Source organism: Leifsonia williamsii, from assembly GCF_030433685.1.
Taxonomy (GTDB): Bacteria; Actinomycetota; Actinomycetes; order Actinomycetales; family Microbacteriaceae; genus Leifsonia; species Leifsonia williamsii.
In genome coordinates this window covers 3,414,951-3,438,275 of the sequence record NZ_JAROCF010000001.1, presented here as the reverse complement: position 1 = coordinate 3,438,275, position 23,325 = coordinate 3,414,951, and the positions used below count along the sequence as shown (strand labels likewise).

General features: G+C 71.7%; 27 protein-coding genes and 1 pseudogene. 14 read left to right on the top strand and 14 right to left on the bottom strand.

Annotated elements, in window-relative coordinates; genetic code table 11:
* Nucleotides 1-310: 310 nt before the first annotated feature.
* From P5G50_RS16290 to P5G50_RS16280, 3 genes are read left to right on the top strand one after another with little or no spacing between them, the layout of a single operon-like run.
* A complete protein-coding gene (locus P5G50_RS16290; protein ID WP_301211952.1) occupies nt 311-742 on the top strand; it encodes a type II toxin-antitoxin system RelE/ParE family toxin in 432 nt (143 codons plus the stop codon).
* A 52-nt stretch (nt 743-794) separates the two neighbouring features.
* Entirely contained in the window at nt 795-1,292 is a 498-nt protein-coding gene (locus P5G50_RS16285) for a helix-turn-helix domain-containing protein (protein WP_301211953.1), read from the top strand.
* On the top strand, nt 1,282-1,743 hold the full coding sequence (locus tag P5G50_RS16280) for a hypothetical protein (protein WP_301211955.1): 462 nt from the start codon (nt 1,282-1,284) through the stop codon (nt 1,741-1,743). Before P5G50_RS16285 ends, P5G50_RS16280 begins: the two co-directional genes overlap by 11 nt.
* Here P5G50_RS16280 and P5G50_RS16275 read toward each other — a convergent pair.
* Genes P5G50_RS16275 through paaA form a run of 6 tightly spaced genes read right to left on the bottom strand, consistent with a single transcriptional unit; the run spans nt 1,740 to nt 6,218 of the window.
* Nucleotides 1,740-2,507, bottom strand: a complete 768-nt coding sequence (locus P5G50_RS16275; protein ID WP_301211956.1) for an enoyl-CoA hydratase/isomerase family protein — start codon at nt 2,505-2,507, stop codon at nt 1,740-1,742. The two genes, P5G50_RS16280 and P5G50_RS16275, sit on opposite strands and share 4 nt — an antisense overlap.
* A gap of 10 nt (nt 2,508-2,517) precedes the next feature.
* A complete protein-coding gene (gene paaE / locus P5G50_RS16270) occupies nt 2,518-3,633 on the bottom strand; it encodes a 1,2-phenylacetyl-CoA epoxidase subunit PaaE (RefSeq protein WP_301211957.1) in 1,116 nt (371 codons plus the stop codon).
* Nucleotides 3,630-4,139 carry a 1,2-phenylacetyl-CoA epoxidase subunit PaaD gene (paaD, locus tag P5G50_RS16265; protein ID WP_301211959.1) on the bottom strand — a complete coding sequence of 170 codons (510 nt, stop codon included), beginning with the start codon at nt 4,137-4,139 and terminating at the stop codon, nt 3,630-3,632. Before paaD ends, paaE begins: the two co-directional genes overlap by 4 nt.
* Nucleotides 4,133-4,960 (bottom strand): 1,2-phenylacetyl-CoA epoxidase subunit PaaC, encoded by an 828-nt coding sequence (gene paaC / locus P5G50_RS16260; RefSeq protein WP_301211960.1) that lies wholly within the window; start codon nt 4,958-4,960, stop codon nt 4,133-4,135. The genes paaD and paaC overlap by 7 nt, the downstream gene beginning before the upstream one ends.
* Complete coding sequence (gene paaB, locus P5G50_RS16255) at nt 4,957-5,265, bottom strand: 1,2-phenylacetyl-CoA epoxidase subunit PaaB (RefSeq protein ID WP_301211961.1); 309 nt, start codon at nt 5,263-5,265, stop codon at nt 4,957-4,959. The genes paaC and paaB overlap by 4 nt, the downstream gene beginning before the upstream one ends.
* Complete coding sequence (paaA, locus tag P5G50_RS16250) at nt 5,262-6,218, bottom strand: 1,2-phenylacetyl-CoA epoxidase subunit PaaA (RefSeq protein ID WP_301211962.1); 957 nt, start codon at nt 6,216-6,218, stop codon at nt 5,262-5,264. Before paaA ends, paaB begins: the two co-directional genes overlap by 4 nt.
* 99 nt (nt 6,219-6,317) lie before the next feature.
* Between paaA and P5G50_RS16245 the strand changes: the two genes are divergently transcribed.
* The gene (locus P5G50_RS16245; protein ID WP_301211963.1) at nt 6,318-6,908 is read left to right on the top strand and encodes a TetR/AcrR family transcriptional regulator; all 591 of its coding nucleotides are present in this window, start codon (nt 6,318-6,320) and stop codon (nt 6,906-6,908) included.
* A 21-nt stretch (nt 6,909-6,929) separates the two neighbouring features.
* Here the strand turns inward: P5G50_RS16245 and paaZ are convergent, their stop codons facing one another.
* From paaZ to P5G50_RS16220, 5 genes are all read right to left on the bottom strand, one after another.
* Nucleotides 6,930-9,017 carry a phenylacetic acid degradation bifunctional protein PaaZ gene (paaZ, locus tag P5G50_RS16240; protein ID WP_301211964.1) on the bottom strand — a complete coding sequence of 696 codons (2,088 nt, stop codon included), beginning with the start codon at nt 9,015-9,017 and terminating at the stop codon, nt 6,930-6,932.
* Nucleotides 9,014-9,889, bottom strand: a complete 876-nt coding sequence (locus P5G50_RS16235; protein WP_301211965.1) for a 3-hydroxyacyl-CoA dehydrogenase family protein — start codon at nt 9,887-9,889, stop codon at nt 9,014-9,016. The genes paaZ and P5G50_RS16235 overlap by 4 nt, the downstream gene beginning before the upstream one ends.
* A complete protein-coding gene (locus P5G50_RS16230) occupies nt 9,886-10,635 on the bottom strand; it encodes an enoyl-CoA hydratase/isomerase family protein (protein WP_301211966.1) in 750 nt (249 codons plus the stop codon). Before P5G50_RS16230 ends, P5G50_RS16235 begins: the two co-directional genes overlap by 4 nt.
* A complete protein-coding gene (locus tag P5G50_RS16225; protein WP_301211967.1) occupies nt 10,632-11,819 on the bottom strand; it encodes a thiolase family protein in 1,188 nt (395 codons plus the stop codon). Before P5G50_RS16225 ends, P5G50_RS16230 begins: the two co-directional genes overlap by 4 nt.
* Before the next feature lie 114 nt (nt 11,820-11,933).
* Entirely contained in the window at nt 11,934-12,362 is a 429-nt protein-coding gene (locus P5G50_RS16220) for an Lrp/AsnC family transcriptional regulator (RefSeq protein WP_301211968.1), read from the bottom strand.
* Between the two features lie 127 nt (nt 12,363-12,489).
* On the opposite strand from P5G50_RS16220, the gene pdhA reads away from it, so the two are divergent.
* The 6 genes and pseudogenes from pdhA to P5G50_RS18615 form a co-directional block, all read left to right on the top strand.
* Nucleotides 12,490-13,578 (top strand): pyruvate dehydrogenase (acetyl-transferring) E1 component subunit alpha, encoded by a 1,089-nt coding sequence (gene pdhA / locus P5G50_RS16215; protein ID WP_301211970.1) that lies wholly within the window; start codon nt 12,490-12,492, stop codon nt 13,576-13,578.
* Nucleotides 13,575-14,615, top strand: coding sequence for an alpha-ketoacid dehydrogenase subunit beta (locus tag P5G50_RS16210; RefSeq protein WP_301211971.1), 1,041 nt, complete (start codon nt 13,575-13,577; stop codon nt 14,613-14,615). The genes pdhA and P5G50_RS16210 overlap by 4 nt, the downstream gene beginning before the upstream one ends.
* The gene (locus tag P5G50_RS16205; RefSeq protein ID WP_301211972.1) at nt 14,612-15,979 is read left to right on the top strand and encodes a dihydrolipoamide acetyltransferase family protein; all 1,368 of its coding nucleotides are present in this window, start codon (nt 14,612-14,614) and stop codon (nt 15,977-15,979) included. The genes P5G50_RS16210 and P5G50_RS16205 overlap by 4 nt, the downstream gene beginning before the upstream one ends.
* A gap of 9 nt (nt 15,980-15,988) precedes the next feature.
* Nucleotides 15,989-16,111 (top strand): hypothetical protein, encoded by a 123-nt coding sequence (locus tag P5G50_RS16200; RefSeq protein WP_301211973.1) that lies wholly within the window; start codon nt 15,989-15,991, stop codon nt 16,109-16,111.
* A 44-nt stretch (nt 16,112-16,155) separates the two neighbouring features.
* Entirely contained in the window at nt 16,156-17,127 is a 972-nt protein-coding gene (locus P5G50_RS16195) for a DMT family transporter (RefSeq protein WP_301211974.1), read from the top strand.
* Nucleotides 17,091-17,186, top strand: a pseudogene (locus P5G50_RS18615) (hypothetical protein); the annotation flags it as partial. The gene P5G50_RS16195 and the pseudogene P5G50_RS18615, both read left to right, overlap by 37 nt.
* Nucleotides 17,187-17,223: 37 nt before the next feature.
* Here P5G50_RS18615 and P5G50_RS16190 read toward each other — a convergent pair.
* Together P5G50_RS16190 and msrB are read right to left on the bottom strand one after the other, a co-directional pair.
* On the bottom strand, nt 17,224-17,784 hold the full coding sequence (locus P5G50_RS16190) for a nitroreductase family protein (RefSeq protein ID WP_301211975.1): 561 nt from the start codon (nt 17,782-17,784) through the stop codon (nt 17,224-17,226).
* Nucleotides 17,785-17,798: 14 nt separating this feature from the next.
* A complete protein-coding gene (msrB, locus tag P5G50_RS16185) occupies nt 17,799-18,203 on the bottom strand; it encodes a peptide-methionine (R)-S-oxide reductase MsrB (protein WP_301211976.1) in 405 nt (134 codons plus the stop codon).
* A gap of 190 nt (nt 18,204-18,393) precedes the next feature.
* Between msrB and P5G50_RS16180 the strand changes: the two genes are divergently transcribed.
* The 4 genes from P5G50_RS16180 (at nt 18,394) to groL (ending at nt 21,415) form a co-directional block, all read left to right on the top strand.
* Complete coding sequence (locus tag P5G50_RS16180) at nt 18,394-18,657, top strand: DUF3263 domain-containing protein (protein ID WP_301211977.1); 264 nt, start codon at nt 18,394-18,396, stop codon at nt 18,655-18,657.
* A gap of 16 nt (nt 18,658-18,673) precedes the next feature.
* Entirely contained in the window at nt 18,674-19,240 is a 567-nt protein-coding gene (locus P5G50_RS16175; RefSeq protein WP_301211978.1) for a LytR C-terminal domain-containing protein, read from the top strand.
* 170 nt (nt 19,241-19,410) lie between these two features.
* A complete protein-coding gene (locus P5G50_RS16170; RefSeq protein WP_301211979.1) occupies nt 19,411-19,614 on the top strand; it encodes a cold-shock protein in 204 nt (67 codons plus the stop codon).
* A gap of 181 nt (nt 19,615-19,795) precedes the next feature.
* The gene (gene groL, locus P5G50_RS16165) at nt 19,796-21,415 is read left to right on the top strand and encodes a chaperonin GroEL (protein ID WP_301211980.1); all 1,620 of its coding nucleotides are present in this window, start codon (nt 19,796-19,798) and stop codon (nt 21,413-21,415) included.
* A gap of 142 nt (nt 21,416-21,557) precedes the next feature.
* Here the strand turns inward: groL and P5G50_RS16160 are convergent, their stop codons facing one another.
* Nucleotides 21,558-23,288, bottom strand: a complete 1,731-nt coding sequence (locus P5G50_RS16160; protein WP_301211981.1) for a sensor histidine kinase — start codon at nt 23,286-23,288, stop codon at nt 21,558-21,560.
* Between the last annotated feature and the right edge of the window lie 37 nt (nt 23,289-23,325).

The following is a 23,325-nucleotide window of genomic DNA, read 5'->3' as shown; positions in this document are numbered from 1 at the left end:
GGATGGAGGTCCCTGGCGCACGCGCTCCGTCACGTCGCGTAATTTATGTTTGTTCGGCCGCTGATCGAGCTATGGATCTCTCAGCCGAGTATCGCCACCTGGAACCAGCAGCGCGAGTCCGCGTGGGCAGGTGCCCGCGCCCATGGTGGCACCATCTAAGCCCGCGCGCAGCTACGCTATCCTCGGCTAAGGGGAGGCTTTACCAATGGCTAAAGTAGTGCGAGACTTACTGGCAGGAGGCGGAGACGATGACTTCCATGTGGTCGAGTGCGCCGTTGACGCTAGTGGGTGGTCCCCGGTCGCTGTCGCCTTGGGCGAACTGCGAGAGGGGCTTTGGTATCCGGACACGGACCATCCCGACGAGGGGCCGTGGCCTGACGAGGATCAGCCCGGTGACGTTGTGAAGCTGCTGTCGCTACTCAGGTACTTCGCCAGAAATGGCGAGCCGCCGTACAAGCACAGTTTCAACGACCTTGAAGACGGCATTTGGGAGTTCAAGGTTTCTAGTAAACGATTCCCGATGTTTGACACCGACGGCGCTGGGTTGTTTTCCCCAAAGCTGCGGATCGGGAGCATAGATGAAGCGGTGCCGGGCGCAGAATATTGGGAGTTCCCGGAGTTCGACTGGAACGTGCGGCTCACGCACTGCTTCCCCAAGTCCAGTCAGCGCACGCCTCGCAAAGAGATCGATGAGGCGCACCGCATTCGTAGTGAGGATATAGCGCATGACACGCGAAATTAGACGGAAGCCGTCTCGGCCCGTCTCTCGAACTCACCGACGGTCGCTAGTGGAGATGGTTGAGCAGGACCCAGTTCTCTCGATTGAGCTTGCCGCCGCCGATTCGCAGCTCAAGGCCCATGTGCTTCTCGCAAAGGCTTTCGCCGCGCGTGCTGATTTGAGCCAGCGAGATCTGGCTGAAAAGCTGCGAGTGAGCGAGGGTCGAGTGTCACAGATATTGGGAGGCGATGACGACCTTCGAGTGAGCACGCTGGGTCGGTACTTGCGCGCCCTTGGTTATGACTGGGACGCGGAGCTTGTGTCCAAAGAGCAAGAGGCCCCCGAGGTCGGGACGGCCTCGCGAAACCAAAGTGAGTTCATCAACTCCGACGTATACATCGGTGTAGCGGTCAGAGGTGAAGAGCGCGTCCCTTCTTTCACCTTTGTGCCAGAGGGCTTCGCTCCGAACGCCCCAGAAGGACAATTCCATGCCGCTTCCATCACCGCGAAGCGGATACCGCACGCGCGACTGAAATGGACGCCCTTGACGCAAGGGGACACAGATGACGATTGAGAATCTTTCCTTCGAGGTAACTGAGCTTGTCCATCTCGAGCGATCCTGGGAGCGTCTGACGCGCAAGGGTAAGACGTGGGATTCACTGGCTGTGGAGTTGGACTATTCAGTCCCCAAAGCGTCGTATTCCCGGAAGCGCGGCGAAGTCGCGGTGGAAACGCAGTATATCTTCACGGCTTTCGATGCCTCGATCGAGGATTCCGCCCCGCTTGGAAAGGTAACTAGCCGTTTTGCGGTCGTGATGCGAGCCAGCAGGGAAATCACCGAGCTCGACGTGGAACAGGGTGCCCTCAACCAGACGACCGGGCTCGCGCACGAAACCAGCCATCCATATCATCGAATGCTAATCGAAACGATGACGCGCGAGATGGGGTTACCTCCCTTCTCGTTGCCCTTTGACTTCGAAGGAGTAGCCGCAATGGCGACCGAAGGCGATGATAGCGACGACTAGCGACCCGTGAACCGCGGCGGGCGCTTCTGCTGGAACGCGGCGAAGCCCTCGCGGTAGTCCGCCGTCGCGCGCAGGCGCTCCTGGGCCTCCGTTTCGGCGGCGACCGAGCCCCAGAAGTCCAGCTCGCCGTCGCGCAGCGCGGCCACGATGTGCTTGGAGGCGACGAAGGCCTGGGTCGCGCCCGTTGCCGCCCGCGCGGCCGCCGCCTCCGCCTCGTCCACGAGTGCCGAGGCGGGGATGGCGCGGGAGAACAGGCCGCCGGCCACCGCCTCCACCCCCGACAGCAGCCGCCCGGAGTAGATGAGGTCGAGCGCGCGGTGCGGGCCGAGGCGCGAGACGAGCAGCCAGTGTCCGCCGGAGTCGAGGGCGGCGCCGAGAGCGGCGAACGGGGAGCCGACCTTCGCATCCTCGGCGATGTAGACGACGTCCGTCGCGATCAGCAGGCCCAGCCCGACGCCGAGGCAGGCGCCCTGTGCCGCCGCGAAGGTCGGGGCAGGGAAGGCGGCGATCCGCCGCAGCAGCGCCTCCACGGCGCCGAGGTAACCGGGCACGTCGTCGGTCGCCGGGTCGACGCCCGCGATGTCGCGGCCCGCGCAGAACGCACGGCCCTCGCCGCGCAGCACCAGCGCCCGCGCGCCGTCGGCCTCCGCCCGCTCGTACGCCTCGGACAGCGACCGGAGGTCGTCCGGCCCGAGCGCGTTGAGGCGCTCCGGCGCGTTGAGCGTGATGCGGGCGATGCCGTCGGCGGTCGCGTACTCGATCATGCGGACTCCTTCACACGTCGTAGTCGACGACGACGCGGTCGGTCAGGGGGTGGGACTGGCAGGTCAGCACGTACCCGCGCTCCAGCTCCTCCGGCTCGAGCGCGTAGTTCTCGGTCATCCGCACGTCGCCCGCGAGCAGGCGGGCGCGGCAGGTGCCGCAGACGCCTCCCGCGCACGAGAACGGCACGTCGGGCCGCACCCGCAGCGCCGCGTTGAGCACCGACTCGTTCGCGTCGACCGGCGTCTCGACGGTGGAGGTGAGGCCGTCGAGCGTGAACTCGATCGTGTTCGTCCGCTCGCCCTCGCGCACGACCACGGGCCGGCCGGCGTCGCCGCGCGCCTCCCCGGGCTCTCCGGTCGTGAAGAGCTCGAAGTGGAGGCGCTCCGCGGGCACGCCGTACGTCGCCAGCACGTCGCGGCACAGCTGGACCAGCTCGAACGGGCCGCAGAGGAACCACTCGTCGACCGTCTCCGGCGGCAGCAGCGTGTCGAGCATCCGCCGCAGCCGCTCCTCGTCGATGCGTCCGGAGAGGAGGGGAGCGGTGCGCTGCTCGCGCGACAGCACGTGGTGCAGGGCGAGCCGGGCGGGGTAGCGGTCCTTGAGGTCGGCCAGCTCCTCCAGGAACATCACGTCGACCGCGGTCCGGTTCGTGTACACGAGGGTGAAGCTGGAGGTCGCGCTCGCCGCGAGCACGCTCGACGCGAGGGCCATCAGCGGTGTGATCCCGGAGCCGGCCGCGATGCCCGCGATGTGCCGCCCGTCGAGAGCGCCGAGATCGACGGTGAAGGTGCCCTGCGGACTCATCACGTCGATGCGGTCGCCGGGCCGCAGCGCGGTCGTCGCCCAGGTCGAGAAGGCTCCGCCCAGGTCGCGCTTGATCGCGACGCTGATGCGGCCCTGCGCCGGCGGACGGCACAGCGAGTAGCTGCGGCGCAGCTCCGTGCCGTCGACGTGGGCACGCAGGGCGACGTGCTGCCCGGGCAGGTAGTCGTACTCGCCCGCGAGCTCGTCCGGCACCGCGAAGGTCACCTCGACGCTCGCCGCGGTCAGCGGGCGCACCTCGGCGACGGTCAGCTCGTGGAAGCGGGCGCGGCGGGTCCGGGTGCCCGACACCCCGCCACTCATAGCGCCTTCACGTGGTCGAAGGGCTCGCCGCAGCCGTCGCACACGTAGAGCGCCTTGCACGCCGTCGAGCCGAAGTGCGAGACCTCGCGGGTGTCGAGCGAGCCGCACAGCGGGCACTTCACCGCGAGCCGCAGGCCGACCGGCCCGGCCGGGCGGTCCGCGCGCGCGGGAGCGGTGCCGTCGGGAGGCGCGATCCCGTTGTCGCGCAGCGCCTGCCTCCCGGCGGGGCTGATCCAGTCGGTCGTCCAGGCGGGGGAGAGGGCGAGGCGCACCCGCACCCGCTCGAAACCGGCGCCGGCGAGGGCGCGCACGACGTCCTCCCGGATCGTCTCCATCGCCGGGCAGCCGGAGTAGGTGGGCGTGAGCACGACCTCCACGCCGTCGTCGGTGACGCTCAGCTCGCGCAGGATGCCGAGGTCGTCGATCGTGAGCACGCGCAGCTCGGGGTCGGGCACGGCCGCCGCCGCGGCCCAGGCGAGGTCGGCCTCCGCGAAGTGATTCACCATGACGCCCCCGGGTGCCGTCGCGTCAGCACCTGCAGCTCGGCCAGCAGCGGCCCGAGGTGCTCGGAGTGCCGGCCGCGCCTCCCGCCGCCCGCCGAGTGGAAGGTCGTGGGCGGCTCGATCCGCGCCTCCGCCAGCACCGGTGCCAGCCCGTCGTCGAAGGCCGGACGCAGCGTGGAGGGGGGTGGCGCGACCCCCTCCAACCGGTCGATCACCGGCTCGTCCCGGAACAGCTCGTCCACCAGCGGCCACACCGTCTCGAACGCGGCGAGCGTGCGCCGCCGCGACTCGTCGGTGCCCAGCGCCAGGCGCAGCAGCCACAGGTCGGCGTGCTCGCGGTGGTACGCGACCTCCTTCACCGCCTTCGCGGCGACGCCGGCCAGCACCGGGTCGGCGGAGGCCCGCAGCCGCTCGTACAGCTCGGACAGGTAGTGGGAGGCGGCCAGCTGCCGCACGATCGTCTGCGCGAAGTCGCCGTTCGGCAGCTCGAACAGCCAGGCCGAGCGGAACTCCGGCTCGTCGCGCCAGTAGGCGAGGTCGTCCTCGCTGCGCCCGTCGGCCGTCCCGGCGTAGCGCAGCAGCGAGCGGGCGTGGCCGAGCAGGTCGAGCGCGATGTTGGCGAGGGCGACGTCCTCCTCCAGCTCGGGCGCGCGCGAGATCCAGGCGCCGAGCCGCTGGGCCAGCACCAGGGAGTCGTCGCCGAGCCAGAGCGCGTACTCGGCGATGTCGGGGGAGGCCGGGGTGCCGGACTCGACGGCGACGAACTCCGCCGAGAGGGTCACCGTGCTCAGCTCGACATGGCCGTGGGCATCGGGGTCTGTCACAGGTGCTTCACCCCCTCCGACGCCGTGTAGTAGGTCGCGTGCCGGAAGTTCTTGCCCGCCGCGGACTCGAAGAAGGCGTCTTTGGCGTCGGGGTCGCTCGCCGTGATCGCGTCCGAGCGCACCACCCAGATCGAGACGCCCTCACCGCGGCGGGTGTAGAGGTCGCGGGCGTTGCGCACGGCGAGCTCCTCGTCGGGTGCGTGCAGCGACCCGACGTGCACGTGGCTGAGGCCGCGGGAGGCCCGGACGAACACCTCCCACAGCGGCCAGACCTCGGATGATGCGGCCTCGGTCCCGGCGCTCATGCGGCGGCCCCGGCGTGCTGCTTCTGCGCGTAGGCGGCCGCGGCCTCCCGCACCCAGGCCCCCTCCTCGTGCGCCTCCCGCCGGCGCTGCAGCCGCTGCGCATTGCAGGGCCCGCGGCCGGCGAGCACCTCCTGGAACTCCGTCCAGTCGATCTCGCCCAGCTCGTACTGCTGCTTCTCGTCGTCCCAGCGCAGGTCGGGGTCGGGCAGGGTCACGCCCAGCGCCTCCGCCTGGGGCACGAGCATCGCCACGAAGCGGCGGCGCAGCTCGTCGTTCGAGAACCGCTTGATCCGCCAGGCCATCGACCGGGCGGAGTTGGGGGAGTCGTCGTCCGGCGGCCCGAACATCATCAGCGACGGCCAGTACCAGCGGTCGACCGCCTCCTGCGCCATCCGCCGCTGCTCCTCGGTGCCGCGCATGAGCGTGAGCAGGATCTCGAAGCCCTGCCGCTGGTGGAAAGACTCCTCCTTGCAGATGCGGACCATCGCGCGCCCGTACGGCGCGTAGGAGCAGCGGCACAGCGGCACCTGGTTGCAGATCGCGGCGCCGTCGACGAGCCAGCCGATCGCGCCCATGTCGGCCCACGTGGGGGTCGGGTAGTTGAAGATCGAGGAGTACCGCGCCCGGCCCTCGATCAGCTGCTCTGTCATCTCGTCGCGCGTGATGCCGAGGGTCTGCGTCGCGGAGTAGAGGTAGAGCCCGTGCCCGGCCTCATCCTGCACCTTGGCCATCAGGATCGCCTTGCGCTGGAGGCTCGGAGCGCGCGTGATCCAGTTCGCCTCCGGCTGCATGCCGATGATCTCGGAGTGGGCGTGCTGCGACATCTGGCGGATCAGGGTGCGCCGGTAGTCGTCGGGCATCCAGTCGCGCGGCTCGATGCGCGCGTCGGCCGCTATCAGGGCGTCGAACGCGGCCTGGTCGGCCGTCGTGTCCGCGTCCGTGGTGGTCTCCATCGACCCTCCCCGTCCCGTTCTGCCGGTCGTGTCGGCATTACTGACTGATCGTTCGGTAAGTATATCCCGCCCGGCGTGCGCCGTGCCACACTGAAGCCCATGACCGACAGCACCGACACCCTGCGCCGCGGCCGTCCCGGCTACGACCAGCGCGGCATCCTGGAGGTCGCGGTCGCCGCGTTCAACGAGCACGGCTACGACGCCACCTCCATCGGCATGCTCGCGGCGCGGCTGGGCCTGTCGAAGTCGGCGATCTACCACCACGTCGCCTCCAAGGAGGAGCTGCTCGCGCTCGCCCTCGACGAGGCACTCGACGGGCTGGAAGGGGTGCTGCGCTCGCCGGAGGCGACCACCGGCAGCGCGGCGGACCGGCTGGAGGCGGTGCTCCGCGGCGCCGTGCTCGTGCTGGCCGAGCGGCTCCCCTACGTGACGCTGCTGCTGCGTGTGCGCGGCAACACGGACGTCGAGCGGGCCGCGCTGCAGCGACGGCGCGCCTTCGACCGGGCGGTCGCGCGGCTCGTCGCCGAGGCGCAGGCGGAGGGCGCGGTCCGGGCCGACGCCGAGGCGGCGGTCGTCGCGCGCCTCCTGTTCGGCATGATCAACTCGCTCACCGAGTGGTACGCGCCCTCGGGCCCCACGACCCCCGAGCACCTGGCCGACACCATCGTCGCCCTGGCCCTCACCCGCTAGCTGCGTCCCTCGGCGCCGGGCCTACTTCGCCACCAGGGTGAGAACGTCGTAGGACGCGACCAGCTCGTCCCGCTGGTTGAGGATGCGCGCATCCCAGCGCACCTCCCCGTAGTCGTCGGTCTCGCGCGGCGTGATCTGCTTGGCCGTCAGCGCGACGCGGATGCTGTCGCCCGGCACCACCGGGGTGAGGAAGCGCAGGTCCTCCAGCCCGTAGTTCGCGAGCACCGGACCCGGCGCGGGGTCGACGAACAGGCCGGCCGCCCACGACACCAGCAGGTACCCGTGCGCCACCCGACCGGGGAAGAACGGGTTGGCCGCCGCCGCATCCTCGTCCATGTGCGCGTAGAAGGTGTCGCCGGTGAAGGTCGCGAACTCCTCGATGTCGTCGAGCGAGATCGTCCGGGACGGTGTGCGCACCTGGTCGCCGATCCGCAGCTCGGCGAGCGGCTTGCGGAAGGGATGCGGCCCGTCCGCGTTCGCCGCGGCGCCCTCGTGCCACACCCCGGTGACCGCCGTGAGCAGGTCGGGCGTGCCCTGCAGGGCGGTGCGCTGCATGTGGTGCAGCACCGCGCGGATGCCGCCCAGCTCCTCCCCGCCTCCCGCGCGCCCCGGGCCGCCGTGCACGAGGTGCGGCATCGGCGAGCCGTGGCCGGTGGAGGTGCGGGCGTCGTCGCGGTCGAGCAGGAGGATGCGGCCGTTGTACCCGGCCGTCGACAGCACGAGCTCCCGCGCGAAGGCCGGGTCGTGGGTCGCGACGCTGGTCACCAGCGAGCCGCCGCCGAGGGCGACGAGCTGCGCCGCCTCCGCCGCTGAGGTGTAGGACAGGACGGCGGCCACCGGGCCGAACGCCTCGACGGTGTGCGCGGCCTCCACCCGCGGGTCGTCGAACCGCAGCAGCACCGGCGCGACGAACGCGCCCTCGACCGCGGCGCCCCGGCTGCCGTCGGCGTGCACGACGGTCGGCTGGTCGAGGCCGCCGAGCACGAGCTCGCCGCCCGCGGACACCAGCCGGCCGACCTGCCGCAGCACCTCGGCCCGCTGCTCCTGCGACGCCAGCGGCCCCATCGTCACGCCCTCCGCCCGCGGGTCGCCGAGCACGACCCGCTCGGCGATGCGCTTCTCGACCGCGCCGATCACGTCGTCCGCGAGCGCGGCAGGCACGAGCGCCCGGCGGATCGCCGTGCACTTCTGGCCCGACTTGGCCGTCAGCTCGGTGACGAGCTGCTTCACGTAGGCGTCGAACTCGGGCGTTCCCGTCACGGCGTCGGGACCGAGCACCGACGCGTTGATGGAGTCCGTCTCGGCCGTGAAGCGCACCCCGCCGGTCTGCACCGCGGGGTGCGCCCGCAGCGACTCCGCGGTGGAGGCCGACCCGGTGAACGCCACGAGGTCGCCCAGCCGCAGCGCGTCGAACAGCCCGGGCACCGAGCCGCACACCAGCTGCAGCGACCCCTCGGGCAGGAGGCCGGACTCCACCAGGATCCGCACCGCCGCCTCGGCGACGTACGCGGTCGGCGTGGCCGGCTTCGCCAGCGTCGGCATGCCGGCGAGGAACGCCGGCGCCAGCTTCTCGAGCATCCCCCAGACCGGGAAGTTGAAGGCGTTGATCTGCACGGCGACGCCCGGCAGGCGGGTATAGACGTGCCGGCCGAGGAAGCTGCCGTCCTTCGACAGGTTCTCCACCGGGCCGTCGAGCACGACCTGCGCGTTCGGCAGCTCGCGGCGCCCCTTCGACCCGTAGGTGAACAGGGCGCCGATGCCGCCGTCCACGTCGATCCACGCGTCGGCCCTCGTCGCTCCGGAGGCGGCGGAGAGGTCGTACAGCTCCTGCTTGCGCGCGGTCAGCTCCTGCGCCATCCGCTTGAGTAGCAGCGCGCGCTGGTGGAAGGTCAGCTCGCCGAGCGACGCCTGGCCGACCGTGCGGGCGTACTCCAGCGCGCCGGCGAGGTCGGCGCCCTGGGCGCTCACCCGGGTGATCGGCGTGCCGGTGGAGGCGTCGCGCACCTCCGTGCCGCTCGCCGCGCCCCCGTCGTCGCCCGCCAGGCCGGGGGCGCCGCCACCGGGCGTCCACCAGGCGCCCTGCAGGTAGCTGGGCAGGATCGTCGTCATCGGTCTCCTCCTTCGTCGGGCCACGGGTAGAACCCGCGTCCGGTCTTGCGCCCGAGCCGGCCGTCTGCGACCATGCGCCGCAGCAGCCCGGGAGGTTCGAAGCGCGGGCCCAGCTCGCGGAACAGGTGCTCCGCGATGTCGAGCCGCACGTCCAGGCCCACGATGTCGGTCAGCCGCAGCGGGCCGACCGGGTGCCGGTAGCCGAGCGTCATGGCGCGGTCGATGTCCTCGGGGGTGGCGACGCCCTCCTCCACCATCCGGATCGCTTCCAGGCCGAGCAGCACGCCCAGGCGCGAGGAGGCGAAGCCGGGGGAGTCGCGCACGATCACAGCCGTCTTGCCGAGCGCCTCCACCCAGCCGGTCGCGTCGGCCACGGCCGTGGGCGCCGTCGCCGACCCCGTCACCACTTCCACGAGCGCCGAGGCAGGGACCGGGTTGAAGAAGTGCAGCCCGAGGAACGCGCCCGGCCGCTCCAGCCCAGTGGCGAGCCCGTCGATGGAGAGCGAGGAGGTGTTGCTCGCGAGCACCCCGGACGGGTCGAGCAGTCGTTCGGCACGGCCCAGCGCCTCCGCCTTCAGCGCGGCGACCTCGGGCACCGCCTCGATGGCGAGCCCGGCGCCGCCGAGCGCGTCCCAGTCGAGCGTCACAGCGAGCCGGTCGGCTTCGGGAGGCTCGGCGCCGCGCTCGACGCTCCGCTCGATGGCGGCCACCACCCGGTCGCGGGCCGCCGACGCCGCCGCGCGGTCGCGTTCGATCACGACGACGGAGGCGCCGGCCATCGTGAACGCGTGCGCGATCCCCGCGCCCATCCGGCCGCCGCCGATCACACCGACGAGGGAGGGGAGGCCGCGGCCGTCAGGGATGTCCGTCACCGCCGCCTCCGCTCGAGGAACTCCGTCATGCGCCGCTTCTTCTCCGGCGACTCGAACAGCACGGCCTGCGCCTCCTGCTCGGCGTGGGGATGCTCGTGCGGCGCGGCGTGCAGCACGGACTTGGTCAGCTGGGTGGCGAGCGGGTCGTTCGTCGCGATGCGGTCCGCGAGGGCATGCGCCCCGGCGAGCAGCTCCTCCGGCTCGTACAGCGCGGTCACCAGGTGCACGGCCAGCGCCTCCTCGCCCGTGAGGATGCGCCCGGCCAGCGTCAGCTCCTTGGCGAGCGGCTCGCCGATCAGCCGGGGGAGGCGCCACAGCGCGCCGGCCGCCGCGATGATCCCGAGCCCGGTCTCGGGGTTGCCGATGCGCAGCCGCGGGGTCCCGATCCGGAAGTCGGCCGCGTACGCGAGCTCCGCGCCCCCGCCGAGCGCCGGGCCGTCGATCGCGGCGATCACCGGCAGCGGCAGCTCGGCGATGCGGGTGAAGACCGTCGCGTTGATGCCGCGGCGCGCGTCGGCGGCCGTGCGCTCGCGCAGCTCGGCGATGTCGGCGCCCGAGGCGAAGACGCCTCCTGCGCCGGTGAGGATGAGGAGGCGCGGGTCGCGCTCCAGCGCGGCGCACACCTCGTGCAGCTCGTCCACCATCCGCTGGTCGATGGCGTTGCGGCGTTCGGGCCGGTCGAGGGTGACGACGACACGGTCGGCGGACTCCTCGACGCGGAGAGTGGCGGGCGTGCCGTCCGTCATCGCACCGCCTCCACGATCAGGGCCGTGCCCTGCCCGACGCCGACGCACATCGTCGCCAGGCCGTACCGCGAGCCCTCGCGCTCCATGCGGCCGAGGAGGGTGACCGCGATCCGCGCGCCGCTCGACCCGAGCGCGTGGCCCAGCGCGATCGCGCCGCCGTCCGCGTTGACGCGGCGCTCGTCGAGCCCGAGCCGGCGGATGCAGGCGAGCGCCTGGCTCGCGAAGGCCTCGTTGAGCTCTACGCTGCCGAGATCGCCGACCTCGAGCCCCGCGCGCTGCAGGGCACGGTTGGTCGCCGGCACCGGACCGAGGCCCATCACCTCGGGCGCGACGCCCGCGCTGGCCCCCGCGACGATCCGGGCGCGCGGGCGGAGGCCGTAGCGGCTCACCGCGTCCTCGCTCGCCACCACCACCGCCGAGGCGCCGTCGTTGAGCGGGGAGGCGTTGCCCGCGGTGACCACGTGGCCGCCCGGAACGACGGGCTTGAGCGCGGCCAGAGCCTCCATCCCCGTGTCGCGGCGGATGCCCTCGTCGACCGCGACGATCCCGCCCGGCGTCTCGACCGGCACGATCTCGTCGGCGAAGCGCTCAGCGTCGGTCGCGGCGGCGGCCCGCCGGTGGCTCTCGAGGGCGAAGGCGTCGGCGTCGTCACGGGTGATCCCGTCGAGTCGCGCCACCTCCTCCGCCGTCTCCGGCATCGTGTAGGTCGCCTTGTCGCGGGCGAGGAGGCGCGGGTTGGCGAACCGCCAGCCGATCGACGTGTCGTACTGCGGCCCGGGCTTCGCCCATGGCCGCTCGGGCTTGCCCTGCACCCAGGGCGCGCGCGTCATCGACTCCGCGCCTCCGGCGACGACGATGTCGGCGTCACCCGCGCGCACGGCCTGCCCGGCGAGCGTGATCGCGGTCAGCCCGGAGGCGCAGAGCCGGTTGACGGTGAAGGCCGGCACCTCGTCGGGCAGCCCGGCGAGCAGCACCGCCATCCTGGCGACGTTGCGGTTGTCCTCGCCGGCCTGGTTCGCGGCGCCGAGCACGACCTCGTCGACCGCGTGGCCGGGGACGCCCGCCCGGGCGACGGCCTCCGCGACCACGAGCGCGGCCAGGTCGTCGGGCCGGACGCCGGCGAGAGCGCCGCCGTACCGGCCGACCGGCGTGCGCACGCCGCCCACCAGATAGGCCTCCGGCATCCGTGCTCTCCCCTCGATCACCGCTGATCGACTGAATTACCGAACGATCGTTCAGTTCGACTGATCATCGCATCCCACCCGCCCCGGCACAACCGCAGCGCCGCCACGCACGGCTCAGCGGGCGTCGTGGTCCTCGAAGACGAGCGACGTCTTCGTGTCGCGCACGCTCGGGATCGCCGTCAGCTCCTCCAGCACCACGCGCCGCAGGTCCTCGTTGTCGCGCGCCCGCACCAGCAGGATCACGTCGAAGTCGCCGCCGACCAGCGCGAAGTGCTCGACCTCGGGGATGGCGCGCAGCCGGTCGCGCAGGTCGTGCCAGGCCGCCTGCTCCACGCGCATGGTGACGTACGCCGACGACCCCCGGCCCGACAGGCGCGGGTCGACCTTCGCCGTGAAGCCGGTGATCACGCCCTCCGCCACCAGCCGCGACACCCGGGCGTAGGCGTTGGCGCGCGAGACGTGCGCCTGCTCGGCCACCGCCGTGATGGAGGCGCGGCCGTCGGCGCGCAGGGCGTCCAGGATGCGGGCGTCGATGTCGTCCATGACGGCAGACAGTCTGACATGCGAACCGCCAGAGCGCACCCATTCGTCTCGAAACACGTGGACCCGTGGCGAACACGGTCCAGCGAAGTCATCCTGATGATCAGCGACGTCTTTCGAAGGAGAACAGATGCACGCCGACGATCTGCTGCCGGGCGACACCCCGCTCCGGCTCATCGATCAGGAGGGCACGGGCCACCCGCACGCGCGCCTCCCGTTCCCGTCCACCCCCGTGCTGCTCGACGGCTACCGGAGGCTCGTGCTGGGCCGCCGCCTCAACGAGCAGGCCGACGCGCTGGTGCGGCAGGGGAGGCTCGCCGTCTACCCGTCGTCGCAGGGCCAGGAGGCCGCCGAGGTCGCCGCGGCCATGGTGCTCGGCGACGAGGACTGGCTGTTCCCGACCTACCGCGACAGCGTCGCCGTCATCTCGCGCGGCGTCGACCCGTTCGAGGCGTTCCTGCTGCTGCGCGGCGACTGGCACTCGGGCTACGACCCGAAGGAGCACCGGATCGCACCCCAGTCGACCCCGCTCGCCACCCAGCTGCTGCACGCGGTCGGCGTGGCCCACGCGGCGCGGCTGCGCGGCGAGGACACGGTCGTCCTCGCGATGTGCGGCGACGGCGCGACCAGCGAGGGCGACTTCCACGAGGCGCTCAACTTCGCCGCCGTCTTCCACCTCCCCGTCGTGTTCCTCGTGCAGAACAACGGGTATGCGATCTCCGTGCCGCTGAGCCGGCAGACCGCCGCACCGAGCCTGGCGCACAAGGGCGTCGGCTACGGGATGCGCGGCCGCCTGGTCGACGGCAACGACCTCGCCGCACTGCTCGCGCTGCTGGGCGAGGCGGTGCAGGAGGCGCGCGACGGCGGCGGCCCGACGCTGGTCGAGGCCGTGACCTACCGGGTGAAGCCGCACACCAACGCCGATGACGCCACCCGGTACCGCAGCCAGGAGGAGGTCGAGCCGTGGCTCGCGCGCGACCCGCTGCTGAGACTCCGCACCTGGCTGGCCGCGCAGGGCGCGCTGAGCGACGGCGACGACGCCGAGGCCCACGCGCACGCCGAGAGCGTCGCCGCCCGCGTCCGCGCCCAGCTCACCGCCGACGCCGAGCCCCACCCGCAGGACCTGTTCGCCCACGTCTACGCCACCCCCACGCCGCAGCTGCGCGAGCAGTCCCGGCTGCTGGCCGCCGAGCTCGAGGCCGAGGAGGCCGTGCGATGACCCTGACCGCCGACCCCGGACCGCGCGCCGGCGCCGCAGCACCCGCGGCAGCCTCCACCGCCACCATGACCATGGCCCAGGCGCTCAACCGCGCCCTCGCCGACGCGATGGCCGCCGACCCGTCGGTGCTCGTCTTCGGCGAGGACGTCGGGCCGCTCGGCGGCGTCTTCCGCATCACCGACGGCCTCACCGCGCGCTTCGGCGAGAACCGCTGCTTCGACACCCCGCTGGCCGAGTCCGGCATCGTCGGCACCGCCGTCGGCATGGCGATGAACGGGATGCGGCCGGTCGTCGAGCTGCAGTTCGACGCCTTCGCCTACCCGGCCTTCGAGCAGATCGTCGACCATGTCGCCAAGATGGGCAACCGCACCCGCGGCCGCGTCCGCCTCCCGATGGTCATCCGCATCCCCTACGCGGGCGGCATCGGGGGAGTGGAGCACCACTCCGACTCGTCCGAGGTGTACTACGCGCACACCCCGGGTCTGACGGTGGTCAGCCCCGCCACCCCGCAGGACGCGTACGGCATGCTGCGCGCTGCGATCGCCCTCCCCGACCCCGTCGTGTTCCTCGAGCCCAAGAAGCTGTACTGGTCGAGCGGCGAGGTCGACACCGCGGCGCCCCTGCCCGAGCTCGGCCGCGCCCGCGTCGCCCGCCAGGGCACCGACGCGACGCTCATCGCCTACGGGCCGTCGGTCCCGGTCGCGCTCGCCGCCGCCGAAGCCGCGGAGGAGGAGGGGCGGAGCCTCGCCGTCGTCGACGTACGCAGCCTCGTCCCCTTCGACGACGACACCGTCTGCGAGGCCGTGCGCGCGACCGGTCGCGCCGTCGTGATCGCGGAGGCGCCCGGCTTCGCGAGCGTGGCCGGCGAGATCGCGGCGCGGGTGTCGGAGCGCTGCTTCCACCACCTCCTCGCCCCGGTGCGCCGGGTGACCGGCTTCGACACCCCGTTCGCCCCGCCGAAGCTCGAGTCCTACTATCTGCCGAGCGTCGACCGCGTGCTCGACGCCGTCGAGACGCTGCAGTGGGAGGACGCATGAGCCTCCGCGTCTTCACCCTCCCCGACCTCGGCGAGGGCCTCACCGACGCCGAGCTGGTGCGCTGGCTGGTCGAGCCCGGCCAGCAGGTCGCCGTCGACCAGCCGATCGCCGAGGTCGAGACCGCCAAGTCGGTGGTGGAGGTGCCGTCGCCGTTCGCGGGCGTCGTCGCGACCCTGCACGGCGCGGAGGGCGAGACGATCATGGTCGGCGCGCCGCTGATCGAGGTCGACGAGGTGGAGGCGCAGGAGCGTGAGAAAGAGGCTGCAGAACCCGAATCCGCAGCCCCCGCTCCCGCCTCCGCATCCGGGCAGGTGCTCGTCGGCTACGGCACGACCTCCCACACCGGCCGACGCCGCCCGCGGGTCGCGACGATGATCGGTGGTCGCGTCGTCGCACCCGCACCCGCACCCGCCCCGGCTGCGCCCCGCATCGTCCCTGTCGTCTCCCCGGTGGTGCGCGCCCTCGCCCGCGACCACGGCATCGACCTGACCACCCTGCGCCCGACCGGCCCGGACGGCATCGTCACCCGACACGATGTGGAGGCGGCGTTCGGCTCCGCGACGACCCCCTCCTCTCCCTCCACCACCACCGCGTCGTCGCCCGCCGCCGACCCCCGCACCGGGCTCGCCGTCGCCGCGACCACCCCGTTCTCCCGGTTCCGGCGCACGGTCGCCGAGGCCATGACGCGCAGCCGCGCCGAGATCCCGGAGGCGACCGTCTGGGTGGACGCCGACGCGACCGAGCTCTGGGCCGCGCGCCGGCACCTCGTCCTCGACGACCGGACCCCGTCGTTCCTCTCCTTCGTGTCGCGCTTCGCCCTGGCCGCGCTCGCCCGGCGCCCGGAGCTGGCGGGACGCGTCACGCCCGACGGCCTCGGCCTGGAGACCTTCGACGGCGTCAACCTGGGCGTCGCCGTGGACACGCCGCGTGGACTGGTCGTCCCGGTCGTGCGCCGCGCGGACCGGATGACCGTCCGGCAGCTCGACGCCGAGATCGTCCGGCTGGGCGACGCCGCTCGCGCGGGCGAACTCCCGCCAGCCGACCTCGCCGGCTCCACCTTCACCATCAACAACTACGGCAGCCTCGGCGTCGACGGCAGCGCGGCGATCATCAACCACCCCGAGGTCGCCATCCTCGGCGTCGGCCGCGTGCTGGAGCGCCCCTGGGTGGTCGACGGCGCCGTCGTGCCACGCCGGATCGTGCAGCTCTCGCTCGTCTTCGACCACCGCGTCACCGACGGGGGAGTGGCGGCAGGGTTCCTGCGCGAGGTCGCCGACGCGATCGAGTCGCCGCTCGCCGTGCTGGCCGACGCGCCGCCCGCCTCCGCCGCCGGAGCCGGTTCCCCCTCCGCACCCGCGGCGTAGGGTGAAGGCATGAGCGACAAGAAGAACGACGACGACCGCGACCTCAGCGTGGAGAAGGAGGTCGCGCCCGAGGAGAACATCGACTGGCTCCCGCACCCCGAGCCCACCGACGGCGACGCTCCCGCCCCGTAACCCGCCGTCACGGCCCCCGCGCAGGCGGGCTTAGGGTGGGAGGAGTGACCGCCCGCACGCCCTCCCGCACCTTCCCGCTCTGGCTCGCCCTGCTCCTCGCGCTCGTCTGCGGCGCCGGCGTCGCCCTGCAGTCCCGCATCAACGGCGAGCTGGGCAAGCGCCTCGGCGACGGCTTCGCCGCCGCCGCCATCTCGTTCGGCTCGGGCCTCGTGATCCTGCTGATCGCGCTGGCCGTCGCCCCCGCCGGCCGCCGCGGCCTGCGCCGCGTGCGCGACGCGCTGCGCGGCGGCGAGTTGCGCTGGTGGTACGTCTGCGGAGGCGCCGCCGGCGCCTTTCTGGTGCTGTCGCAGGGTCTCGTCGCCGCGGTGCTCGGCGTCGCCCTGTTCACCGTGTCGGTGGTCGCCGGGCAGACCGTGAGCGGACTGGTGCTCGATCGCATCGGCCTCGGCCCGGGCGGCAGGCGCCCGCTCACCCCCTCACGCGTGGTCGGAGCGGGGATCGCGCTCGTCGCGGTGCTCTGGGCCGTCTCCGCGCAGCTCGGCGGCAGCATCTCCGTCTGGGCCATGGTGCTCCCGCTGCTGGCGGGCCTCGGGATGGGCTGGCAGCAGGCCGTCAACGGCCAGGTCCGCGTGCTGGCCGAGAGCGCGTTGACCGCGACCTTCATCAACTTCCTCGTCGGAACCGTCGTTCTGGTCGTGCTGATGCTCGTGCACTTCGCCTTCGCCGGCCTGCCGCGTCCGCTGCCCTCGGAGCTCTGGCTGTATCTGGGCGGCGCGATCGGCTGCGTGTTCATCGCGGCGAACGCCCTGCTCGTGCGCATCACGGGCGTCCTGCTGCTCGGCCTCGCCACGGTCGCCGGACAGCTGATCACGGCGCTCCTGCTCGACCTCCTGCTGCCCAGCTCGCAGGCGGGCGTCCCGTTCTCGACCATCGGCGGGACGCTGCTCGCCGTGGTCGCCGTCGGCGTGGCCAGCATCCGCTGGGGCCGCCGCCGCAGGACCGCCGGCGAGCTGTAGCGGGCCTCAGTCGAGCACGACTCAGTCGAGCACGACTCAGTCGAGCACGACTCAGTCGAGCACGACTCAGTCGAGCACGACTCAGTCGAGCACGACTCAGTCGAGCACGCTGAGGAAGCGCTCCGGGTCGATCGTCTTGCGGTGCCCCTCCCGGCTCTCCTCCGGGATGCCGCCCACGTACAGCCAGCCGAGCAGGCGCTCGTTCTTCGCCAGGCCGTGCATCCGGTGCACCGCCTTCGACCGGGTGTGGTGGCCGGTGCGCCAGATCACGCCCCACCCGGCGTCGTGCAGCAGCAGGCTCAGGAGGTGCGCGACGCCCGAGGCGACCGCGTCCTGCTCCCAGCCGGGCACCTTCTCGCTCTTCGTGCGCACGGCGACGATGGCGAGCAGCAGAGAGGAGCGCAGCGGCTTCGCGGCGAGCTTCTCGGCGTCATGGCCGCTCGCCTTCGCATCCTTGACGAACGCCTCGCCGAGGCGCACGCGGGCATCGCCGCGCAGCTCGATGATCCGCCAGGGGTGCAGCGCGCTGTGGTCGGCGACGCGGCCGGCCGCCGCGATCAGCGGCAGCAGCTCCTCGTGCGTGGGAGCGTCCGGCGTCACCCGCGAGTACGACCGCCGCGCCGCGACGCGCTCCGCCAGCGCGGAGTGATCGGTCACCGGGCGAGAATCGGTCACTGGCCCTCGGGCGTGAACTCGAGCGCGATCGAGTTCATGCAGTACCGGTCGCCGGTCGGGGTGCCGAAGCCGTCGGGGAAGACGTGGCCCAGGTGGGAGCCGCAGCTCGCGCACCGCACCTCGGTGCGGACCATGCCCAGGCTGGTGTCCTCGATCAGCTGGACGGCCTCCGGGCGCACCGACTCGTAGAAGCTGGGCCAGCCGCAGCCGCTGTCGAACTTGGTGCCCGACTTGAACAGCTCGGCACCGCACGCCGCACAGGTGTAGAGGCCGGCACGGCTCTCGTCGAGCAGCTCGCCCGTCCACGGGCGCTCCGTGGCGGCCTCGCGCAGCACGGCGTACTTGTCGGCGTCGAGCTCCTCGCGCCACTGCTCGTCGGTCTTCGAGACCTTGTAGTCCATGCGTGTTCCTTTCGGTCAGTCACCACCCTAAACGGGCCCGGTGCGCGGGCTGTTCCCTGTTTCGCCAGGTTCCGACGCCGGGTTCCGACCTGCCGCGTGCAAACGGGCAACACACAGGACCCGGCCCCTAGGATGATCGGCGAGCGTGGCGCGAGACGACACCGGTACGGCGAACAGAAGGCGGGAGCGCGTGGCCGAGGCTGCAGGTCTGACCGACCGGGAGGCCGCCATCCTCGACTTCGAGCGCCGCTGGTGGCGGCATGCCGGAGCCAAGGAGCAGGCCATCCGCGAGGAGTTCGGACTCTCGGCCGCCCGGTACTATCAGCTCCTCGGGGCCCTGATCGACCGGCCGGACGCCCTGCAGCACGACCCGATGCTCGTCAAGCGACTGCTCCGCCTCCGCGAGACGAGGACGGCCGCCCGCCGCAGCAGGACCCTCCTGCCCGGCGACTGACCAAGGAAACCAGACGATGGCAGAGAAGTTCCCCACGGACCGTTTCGACGAGATCCCGGACGGGCTGGAGCGCGTGGGCGCCCACCGCGCACCGCGACCGCGTGGTCGCGGATGGATCGCCGTCGGCTGGGCGGCGCTCGCGACGATCGTGCTCGTCGGCGCCGGCATCTTCGGCCTCTCGCTCATCAACGGCGCCATCTCGTTCAGCGGCCCGACGAACTCGGCCAGTGCCGCCTCCTCCAGCGCCGCCGCCCCGACGCCCAGCGCGACGCCGACCCCGACGATCGTGCCGACCGTCGACCCGAGCCTCAGCGTCAACGTGCTCAACGGCACTAGCACGGAGGGGCTCGCCGGCACGATCGGCGACAAGCTGAAGGCCGCCGGCTGGACCATCGGCGCGCTCGCGAACGCCGACCGCACCGACATCGCCCAGACCGTCGTCTACTACGCCGATCCGGCGAACCAGGCCGCCGCGCTCGGCGTCGCCCAGTCCCTTCCCGGGGCCGCCGTGCAGCAGACGCAGGACTTCGCCGATTCGGGCGCCGACATCACGGTCGTCGTCGGCGCCGACAACGCCGGCTGAGCCCGCATCGGGGCAGCGCACGCCCGTTTTTGTTTCGCGCGTGTTTAACTTCCGCAGGATTCGCGATTTCTTCCCGAAAACACTGGCGAATACTGGCATTGCACGCATTAGGATCGGGAGTCAACGCGCGGCGCTGGACCGCGCCGGCGACACAGCAATGGGAGTAATGCATGGCGAACGGGACCGTGAAGTGGTTCAACGCTGAGAAGGGCTACGGATTCATCACCGTCGATGGTGGGGGACAGGACGTCTTCGTCCACTACTCCGCGATCGACATGAACGGCTACAAGGTGCTCGAGGAGGGCCAGCAGGTCCAGTTCGAGGTCGGTACGGGCAACAAGGGCCCGCAGGCCGAGTCGGTGCGTCCGCTGTAGTACGCAGCGATCGGAAGACCACGGAGCGTCGCCCCTCGGGGTGGCGCTCCTCTTCTTTGCGTCCCCTCCCCGCTCGCTTGCACTCGCCGGTCCTGAGTGCCAGAATCGCTTTTAGCACTCCATCTGATCGAGTGCTAATCATCGGAATCTTTCGCAGACGTCCGGGAGGGACGAGAAACACATGGCAAAGATCATCGCTTTCGACGAGGACGCGCGCCGCGGCCTCGAGCGCGGCCTGAACACCCTGGCCGACACGGTCAAGGTGACGCTGGGCCCGCGCGGTCGCAACGTCGTCCTCGAGAAGAAGTGGGGCGCGCCGACCATCACCAACGACGGCGTCTCCATCGCGAAGGAGATCGAGCTCGACGACCCGTACGAGAAGATCGGCGCGGAGCTCGTCAAGGAGGTCGCGAAGAAGACCGACGACGTCGCCGGTGACGGCACCACCACGGCGACCGTGCTCGCCCAGGCGCTCGTCAAGGAGGGCCTGCGCAACGTCGCGGCCGGAGCCGACCCCATCACCCTGAAGCGCGGCATCGAGAAGGCCGTCGCGGCCGTCACCGAGGAGCTCATCGCGAGCGCCAAGGAGGTCGAGACCAAGGAGGAGATCGCGGCGACCGCCTCCATCTCCGCCGGCGACACCACCATCGGCGAGATCATCGCCGAGGCGATCGACAAGGTCGGCAAGGAGGGCGTCGTCACCGTCGAGGAGTCGAACACCTTCGGCACCGAGCTCGAGCTCACCGAGGGCATGCGCTTCGACAAGGGCTTCCTGTCGCAGTACTTCGTGACCGACCAGGACCGCCAGGAGGCGGTCTTCGAGGACCCGTACATCCTCATCGCCAACCAGAAGATCTCCTCCATCAAGGACCTGCTGCCGATCGTCGACAAGGTGATCCAGGCCAACAAGCAGCTCCTGATCATCGCGGAGGACGTCGACGGCGAGGCCCTGGCCACGCTGATCGTCAACAAGATCCGCGGCATCTTCAAGTCCGTCGCCGTCAAGGCCCCGGGCTTCGGCGACCGCCGCAAGGCCATGCTGCAGGACATCGCGATCCTCACCGGCGGCCAGGTCATCTCCGAGGAGGTCGGCCTCAAGCTCGAGAACGTCACCCTCGACCTGCTCGGCCAGGCCCGCAAGGTCGTCATCACCAAGGACGAGACCACCATCGTCGAGGGCTCGGGCGACCCCGAGGCCATCGCCGGCCGCGTGGCCCAGATCCGTGGCGAGATCGAGAACACCGACTCGGACTACGACCGCGAGAAGCTCCAGGAGCGCCTCGCGAAGCTCGCCGGCGGCGTCGCCGTCATCAAGGCGGGCGCGGCCACCGAGGTCGAGCTCAAGGAGCGCAAGCACCGCATCGAGGACGCCGTCCGCAATGCGAAGGCCGCCGTCGAGGAGGGCATCGTCGCCGGTGGTGGCGTGGCCCTCATCCAGGCCGGCAAGACCGCGTTCGAGAAGCTGGAGCTCGTCGGTGACGAGGCCACCGGTGCGAACATCGTCAAGGTCGCCATCGAGGCGCCGCTGAAGCAGATCGCGATCAACGCGGGCCTCGAGGCCGGCGTCGTCGTCGCGAAGGTCCGCGAGCTCGCGGTCGGCCACGGCCTCAACGCCGCGACCGGCGAGTACGTCGACATGCTGGCGTCGGGCATCAACGACCCGGTGAAGGTGACCCGCTCGGCGCTGCAGAACGCCGCGTCGATCGCCGGCCTCTTCCTCACCACCGAGGCCGTCGTCGCCGACAAGCCGGAGAAGAACGCTCCGGTCGCCGCCGACCCGACCGGTGGCATGGACTTCTGAGTCCAGCACCGCACTAGCACGAGAGGGCGTCTCCCGCACGGGAGGCGCCCTCTCCGCGTCTGCGCCGTCTCCTCTCGCGCCGTCTCCTCTCGGGCGGTCTCCTCTCGCGCCGTTTCCCCGCCGCCGAGGGGGAAAGGGGAGGCTACGCGCCGGCCTTGGGGGCCGCGGCCGAGTCCGCGAGGGGCAGGGTGACGCGGAAGGTGGCGCCGCCGCCGTCGGTCTCCACGACCTCCACGGTGCCCTGGTGGGCGGCGACGATGGAGGCGACAATCGCGAGCCCGAGGCCGCTGCCGCCGGTCTCGCGGGTACGCGACGTGTCCGCGCGCCAGAACCGCTGGAAGATCTTCTCGCGGATCTGCGGCGGGATGCCCTCGCCGTGATCGCGCACCTCGATGGTCGCGCGCTGCGTGCGGTGGTCGACCTGCACGCCGATCTCGATGGGGGAGCCCTCCGGGGTGTAGCGCAGCGCGTTGCCGATGAGGTTGGTGACGACTTGGCGGAGCTTGTTCTCCTCCGCGAGCACGATCGCGGGCTCTGCGGGCGCCGGATCGGGCTCGGCGAGCGTCAGCTGCTCCGTGGTGCTGATCGGGAGGGTGTCCGTGCCGCCCCGGCGTCCGCGACCGCGGCGCAGGCGGGCGATCGTCGCCCCCGCGAACGCGATCGGGCCGGTGGAGTTGGCCGACCGCGACGGCACCGGCCGCGACGGCTGCTCGGCGAGGGGCATCGGCATCGTGTCGAGGGAGGACAGCTCCTCGTCGTCGACCGGCTCCGGCTCGGCGATGGAGGGCGGCGTCAGCACGGTGACGACGCGGTCAGGCGCACCGGCCATCGCGTCCATCGCGGCGTCGCGCGCGATCTGCACGAGGTCGACGGGGTGGAGGTCCAGCGGCTTGGTCTCGTCGAGGCGCGCCAGTTCCAGCAGGTCCTCGACGAGGAGGCCCATGCGGATGGCCTCCTTCTCGATCCGGTCCATCGCCTGCGCGACGTCCTCGGGGGTCTGCAGCGCGCCCATCCGGTACAGCTCGGCGTAGCCGCGCACGGACACCAGCGGCGTGCGCAGCTCGTGGGAGGCGTCGCCGACGAACCGGCGCATCTGGTCGATGGTGCGCGCGCGGTCGGTGAAGGCGCGGTCGATCCGGTTGAGCATGGTGTTGAGGGAGCGGTTCAGCCGCCCGACCTCGGTGTTGGGCGTCGCGCCGCCGAGCCGCTGGCTGAAGTCGCCGTCCGCGATGGCGGCCGCGGTCTGCTCCACCTCGCGCAGCGGCGAGAACGTCGTCGTCACGAGCATGCGCGTCAGGCCGGCGCCGACGATGATGACGATGACGCCGAAGCCGAGGAAGATCGCGAGGAAGCTCGCCATCACCGTGTCGATCTGCGTCGTGGTCGTCGCCACGATCGCCGTGCCGAGCGCGCCCGGCGGGTTCGTCAGGGTGACCGTCTGAGCCAGCGCCCGGTACGTGGTGCGGCCGTCGTTCGATAGCAGCGGGTAGCCTCCGGCCGGCAGCTGCTTGCCCTCGGCGACGGTCAGCGACTCGGGGATGGCCGGGCGGTGCGAGAACGGGATGTTCGACCAGTTCGTCTTCACCAGGTCGCCGTTGGAGTCGTACAGCGCCGCGAAGTAGTCCGACGGGCTCGCGTCGGTGGCGATCTTCTGGCTGTCCGACGACGTGCCGTACAGGTACGTGTTGAGGTAGTTCGCCCCGGAGGCGGCGGAGAGCTGGGCGTCGAGCTGGTCGAGCAGGACGGGCTTCAGCATCGACATCGTCCCGATGCCCGTCACGAGCAGCCCGAGGGTCAGCATCAGCACGGTCACCCCGGTGATCTTGGTGCGCAGGGAGATCGCGTTCCACCGATCGAGCAAGCGTGCGTGCATCAGGGCGCCAGTCTACGCAGCAGAAGCTGAGCCGGGG

Bases quoted from the DNA above. Each gene is read 5' to 3' on its own strand.
- P5G50_RS16285 (WP_301211953.1), top strand. From the start codon at position 795: ATGGTTGAGCAGGACCCAGTTCTCTCGATTGAGCTTGCCGCCGCCGAT.
- P5G50_RS16280 (WP_301211955.1), top strand. From the start codon at position 1,282: ATGACGATTGAGAATCTTTCCTTCGAGGTAACTGAGCTTGTCCATCTC.
- P5G50_RS16275 (WP_301211956.1), bottom strand. From the start codon at position 2,507: ATGATCGAGTACGCGACCGCCGACGGCATCGCCCGCATCACGCTCAAC.
- paaE (WP_301211957.1), bottom strand. From the start codon at position 3,633: ATGAGTGGCGGGGTGTCGGGCACCCGGACCCGCCGCGCCCGCTTCCAC.
- paaD (WP_301211959.1), bottom strand. From the start codon at position 4,139: ATGGTGAATCACTTCGCGGAGGCCGACCTCGCCTGGGCCGCGGCGGCG.
- paaB (WP_301211961.1), bottom strand. From the start codon at position 5,265: ATGAGCGCCGGGACCGAGGCCGCATCATCCGAGGTCTGGCCGCTGTGG.
- paaA (WP_301211962.1), bottom strand. From the start codon at position 6,218: ATGGAGACCACCACGGACGCGGACACGACGGCCGACCAGGCCGCGTTC.
- P5G50_RS16245 (WP_301211963.1), top strand. From the start codon at position 6,318: ATGACCGACAGCACCGACACCCTGCGCCGCGGCCGTCCCGGCTACGAC.
- paaZ (WP_301211964.1), bottom strand. From the start codon at position 9,017: ATGACGACGATCCTGCCCAGCTACCTGCAGGGCGCCTGGTGGACGCCC.
- P5G50_RS16230 (WP_301211966.1), bottom strand. From the start codon at position 10,635: ATGACGGACGGCACGCCCGCCACTCTCCGCGTCGAGGAGTCCGCCGAC.
- P5G50_RS16225 (WP_301211967.1), bottom strand. From the start codon at position 11,819: ATGCCGGAGGCCTATCTGGTGGGCGGCGTGCGCACGCCGGTCGGCCGG.
- P5G50_RS16220 (WP_301211968.1), bottom strand. From the start codon at position 12,362: ATGGACGACATCGACGCCCGCATCCTGGACGCCCTGCGCGCCGACGGC.
- pdhA (WP_301211970.1), top strand. From the start codon at position 12,490: ATGCACGCCGACGATCTGCTGCCGGGCGACACCCCGCTCCGGCTCATC.
- P5G50_RS16210 (WP_301211971.1), top strand. From the start codon at position 13,575: ATGACCCTGACCGCCGACCCCGGACCGCGCGCCGGCGCCGCAGCACCC.
- P5G50_RS16205 (WP_301211972.1), top strand. From the start codon at position 14,612: ATGAGCCTCCGCGTCTTCACCCTCCCCGACCTCGGCGAGGGCCTCACC.
- P5G50_RS16200 (WP_301211973.1), top strand. From the start codon at position 15,989: ATGAGCGACAAGAAGAACGACGACGACCGCGACCTCAGCGTGGAGAAG.
- msrB (WP_301211976.1), bottom strand. From the start codon at position 18,203: ATGGACTACAAGGTCTCGAAGACCGACGAGCAGTGGCGCGAGGAGCTC.
- P5G50_RS16175 (WP_301211978.1), top strand. From the start codon at position 18,674: ATGGCAGAGAAGTTCCCCACGGACCGTTTCGACGAGATCCCGGACGGG.
- P5G50_RS16170 (WP_301211979.1), top strand. From the start codon at position 19,411: ATGGCGAACGGGACCGTGAAGTGGTTCAACGCTGAGAAGGGCTACGGA.
- groL (WP_301211980.1), top strand. From the start codon at position 19,796: ATGGCAAAGATCATCGCTTTCGACGAGGACGCGCGCCGCGGCCTCGAG.
- P5G50_RS16160 (WP_301211981.1), bottom strand. From the start codon at position 23,288: ATGCACGCACGCTTGCTCGATCGGTGGAACGCGATCTCCCTGCGCACC.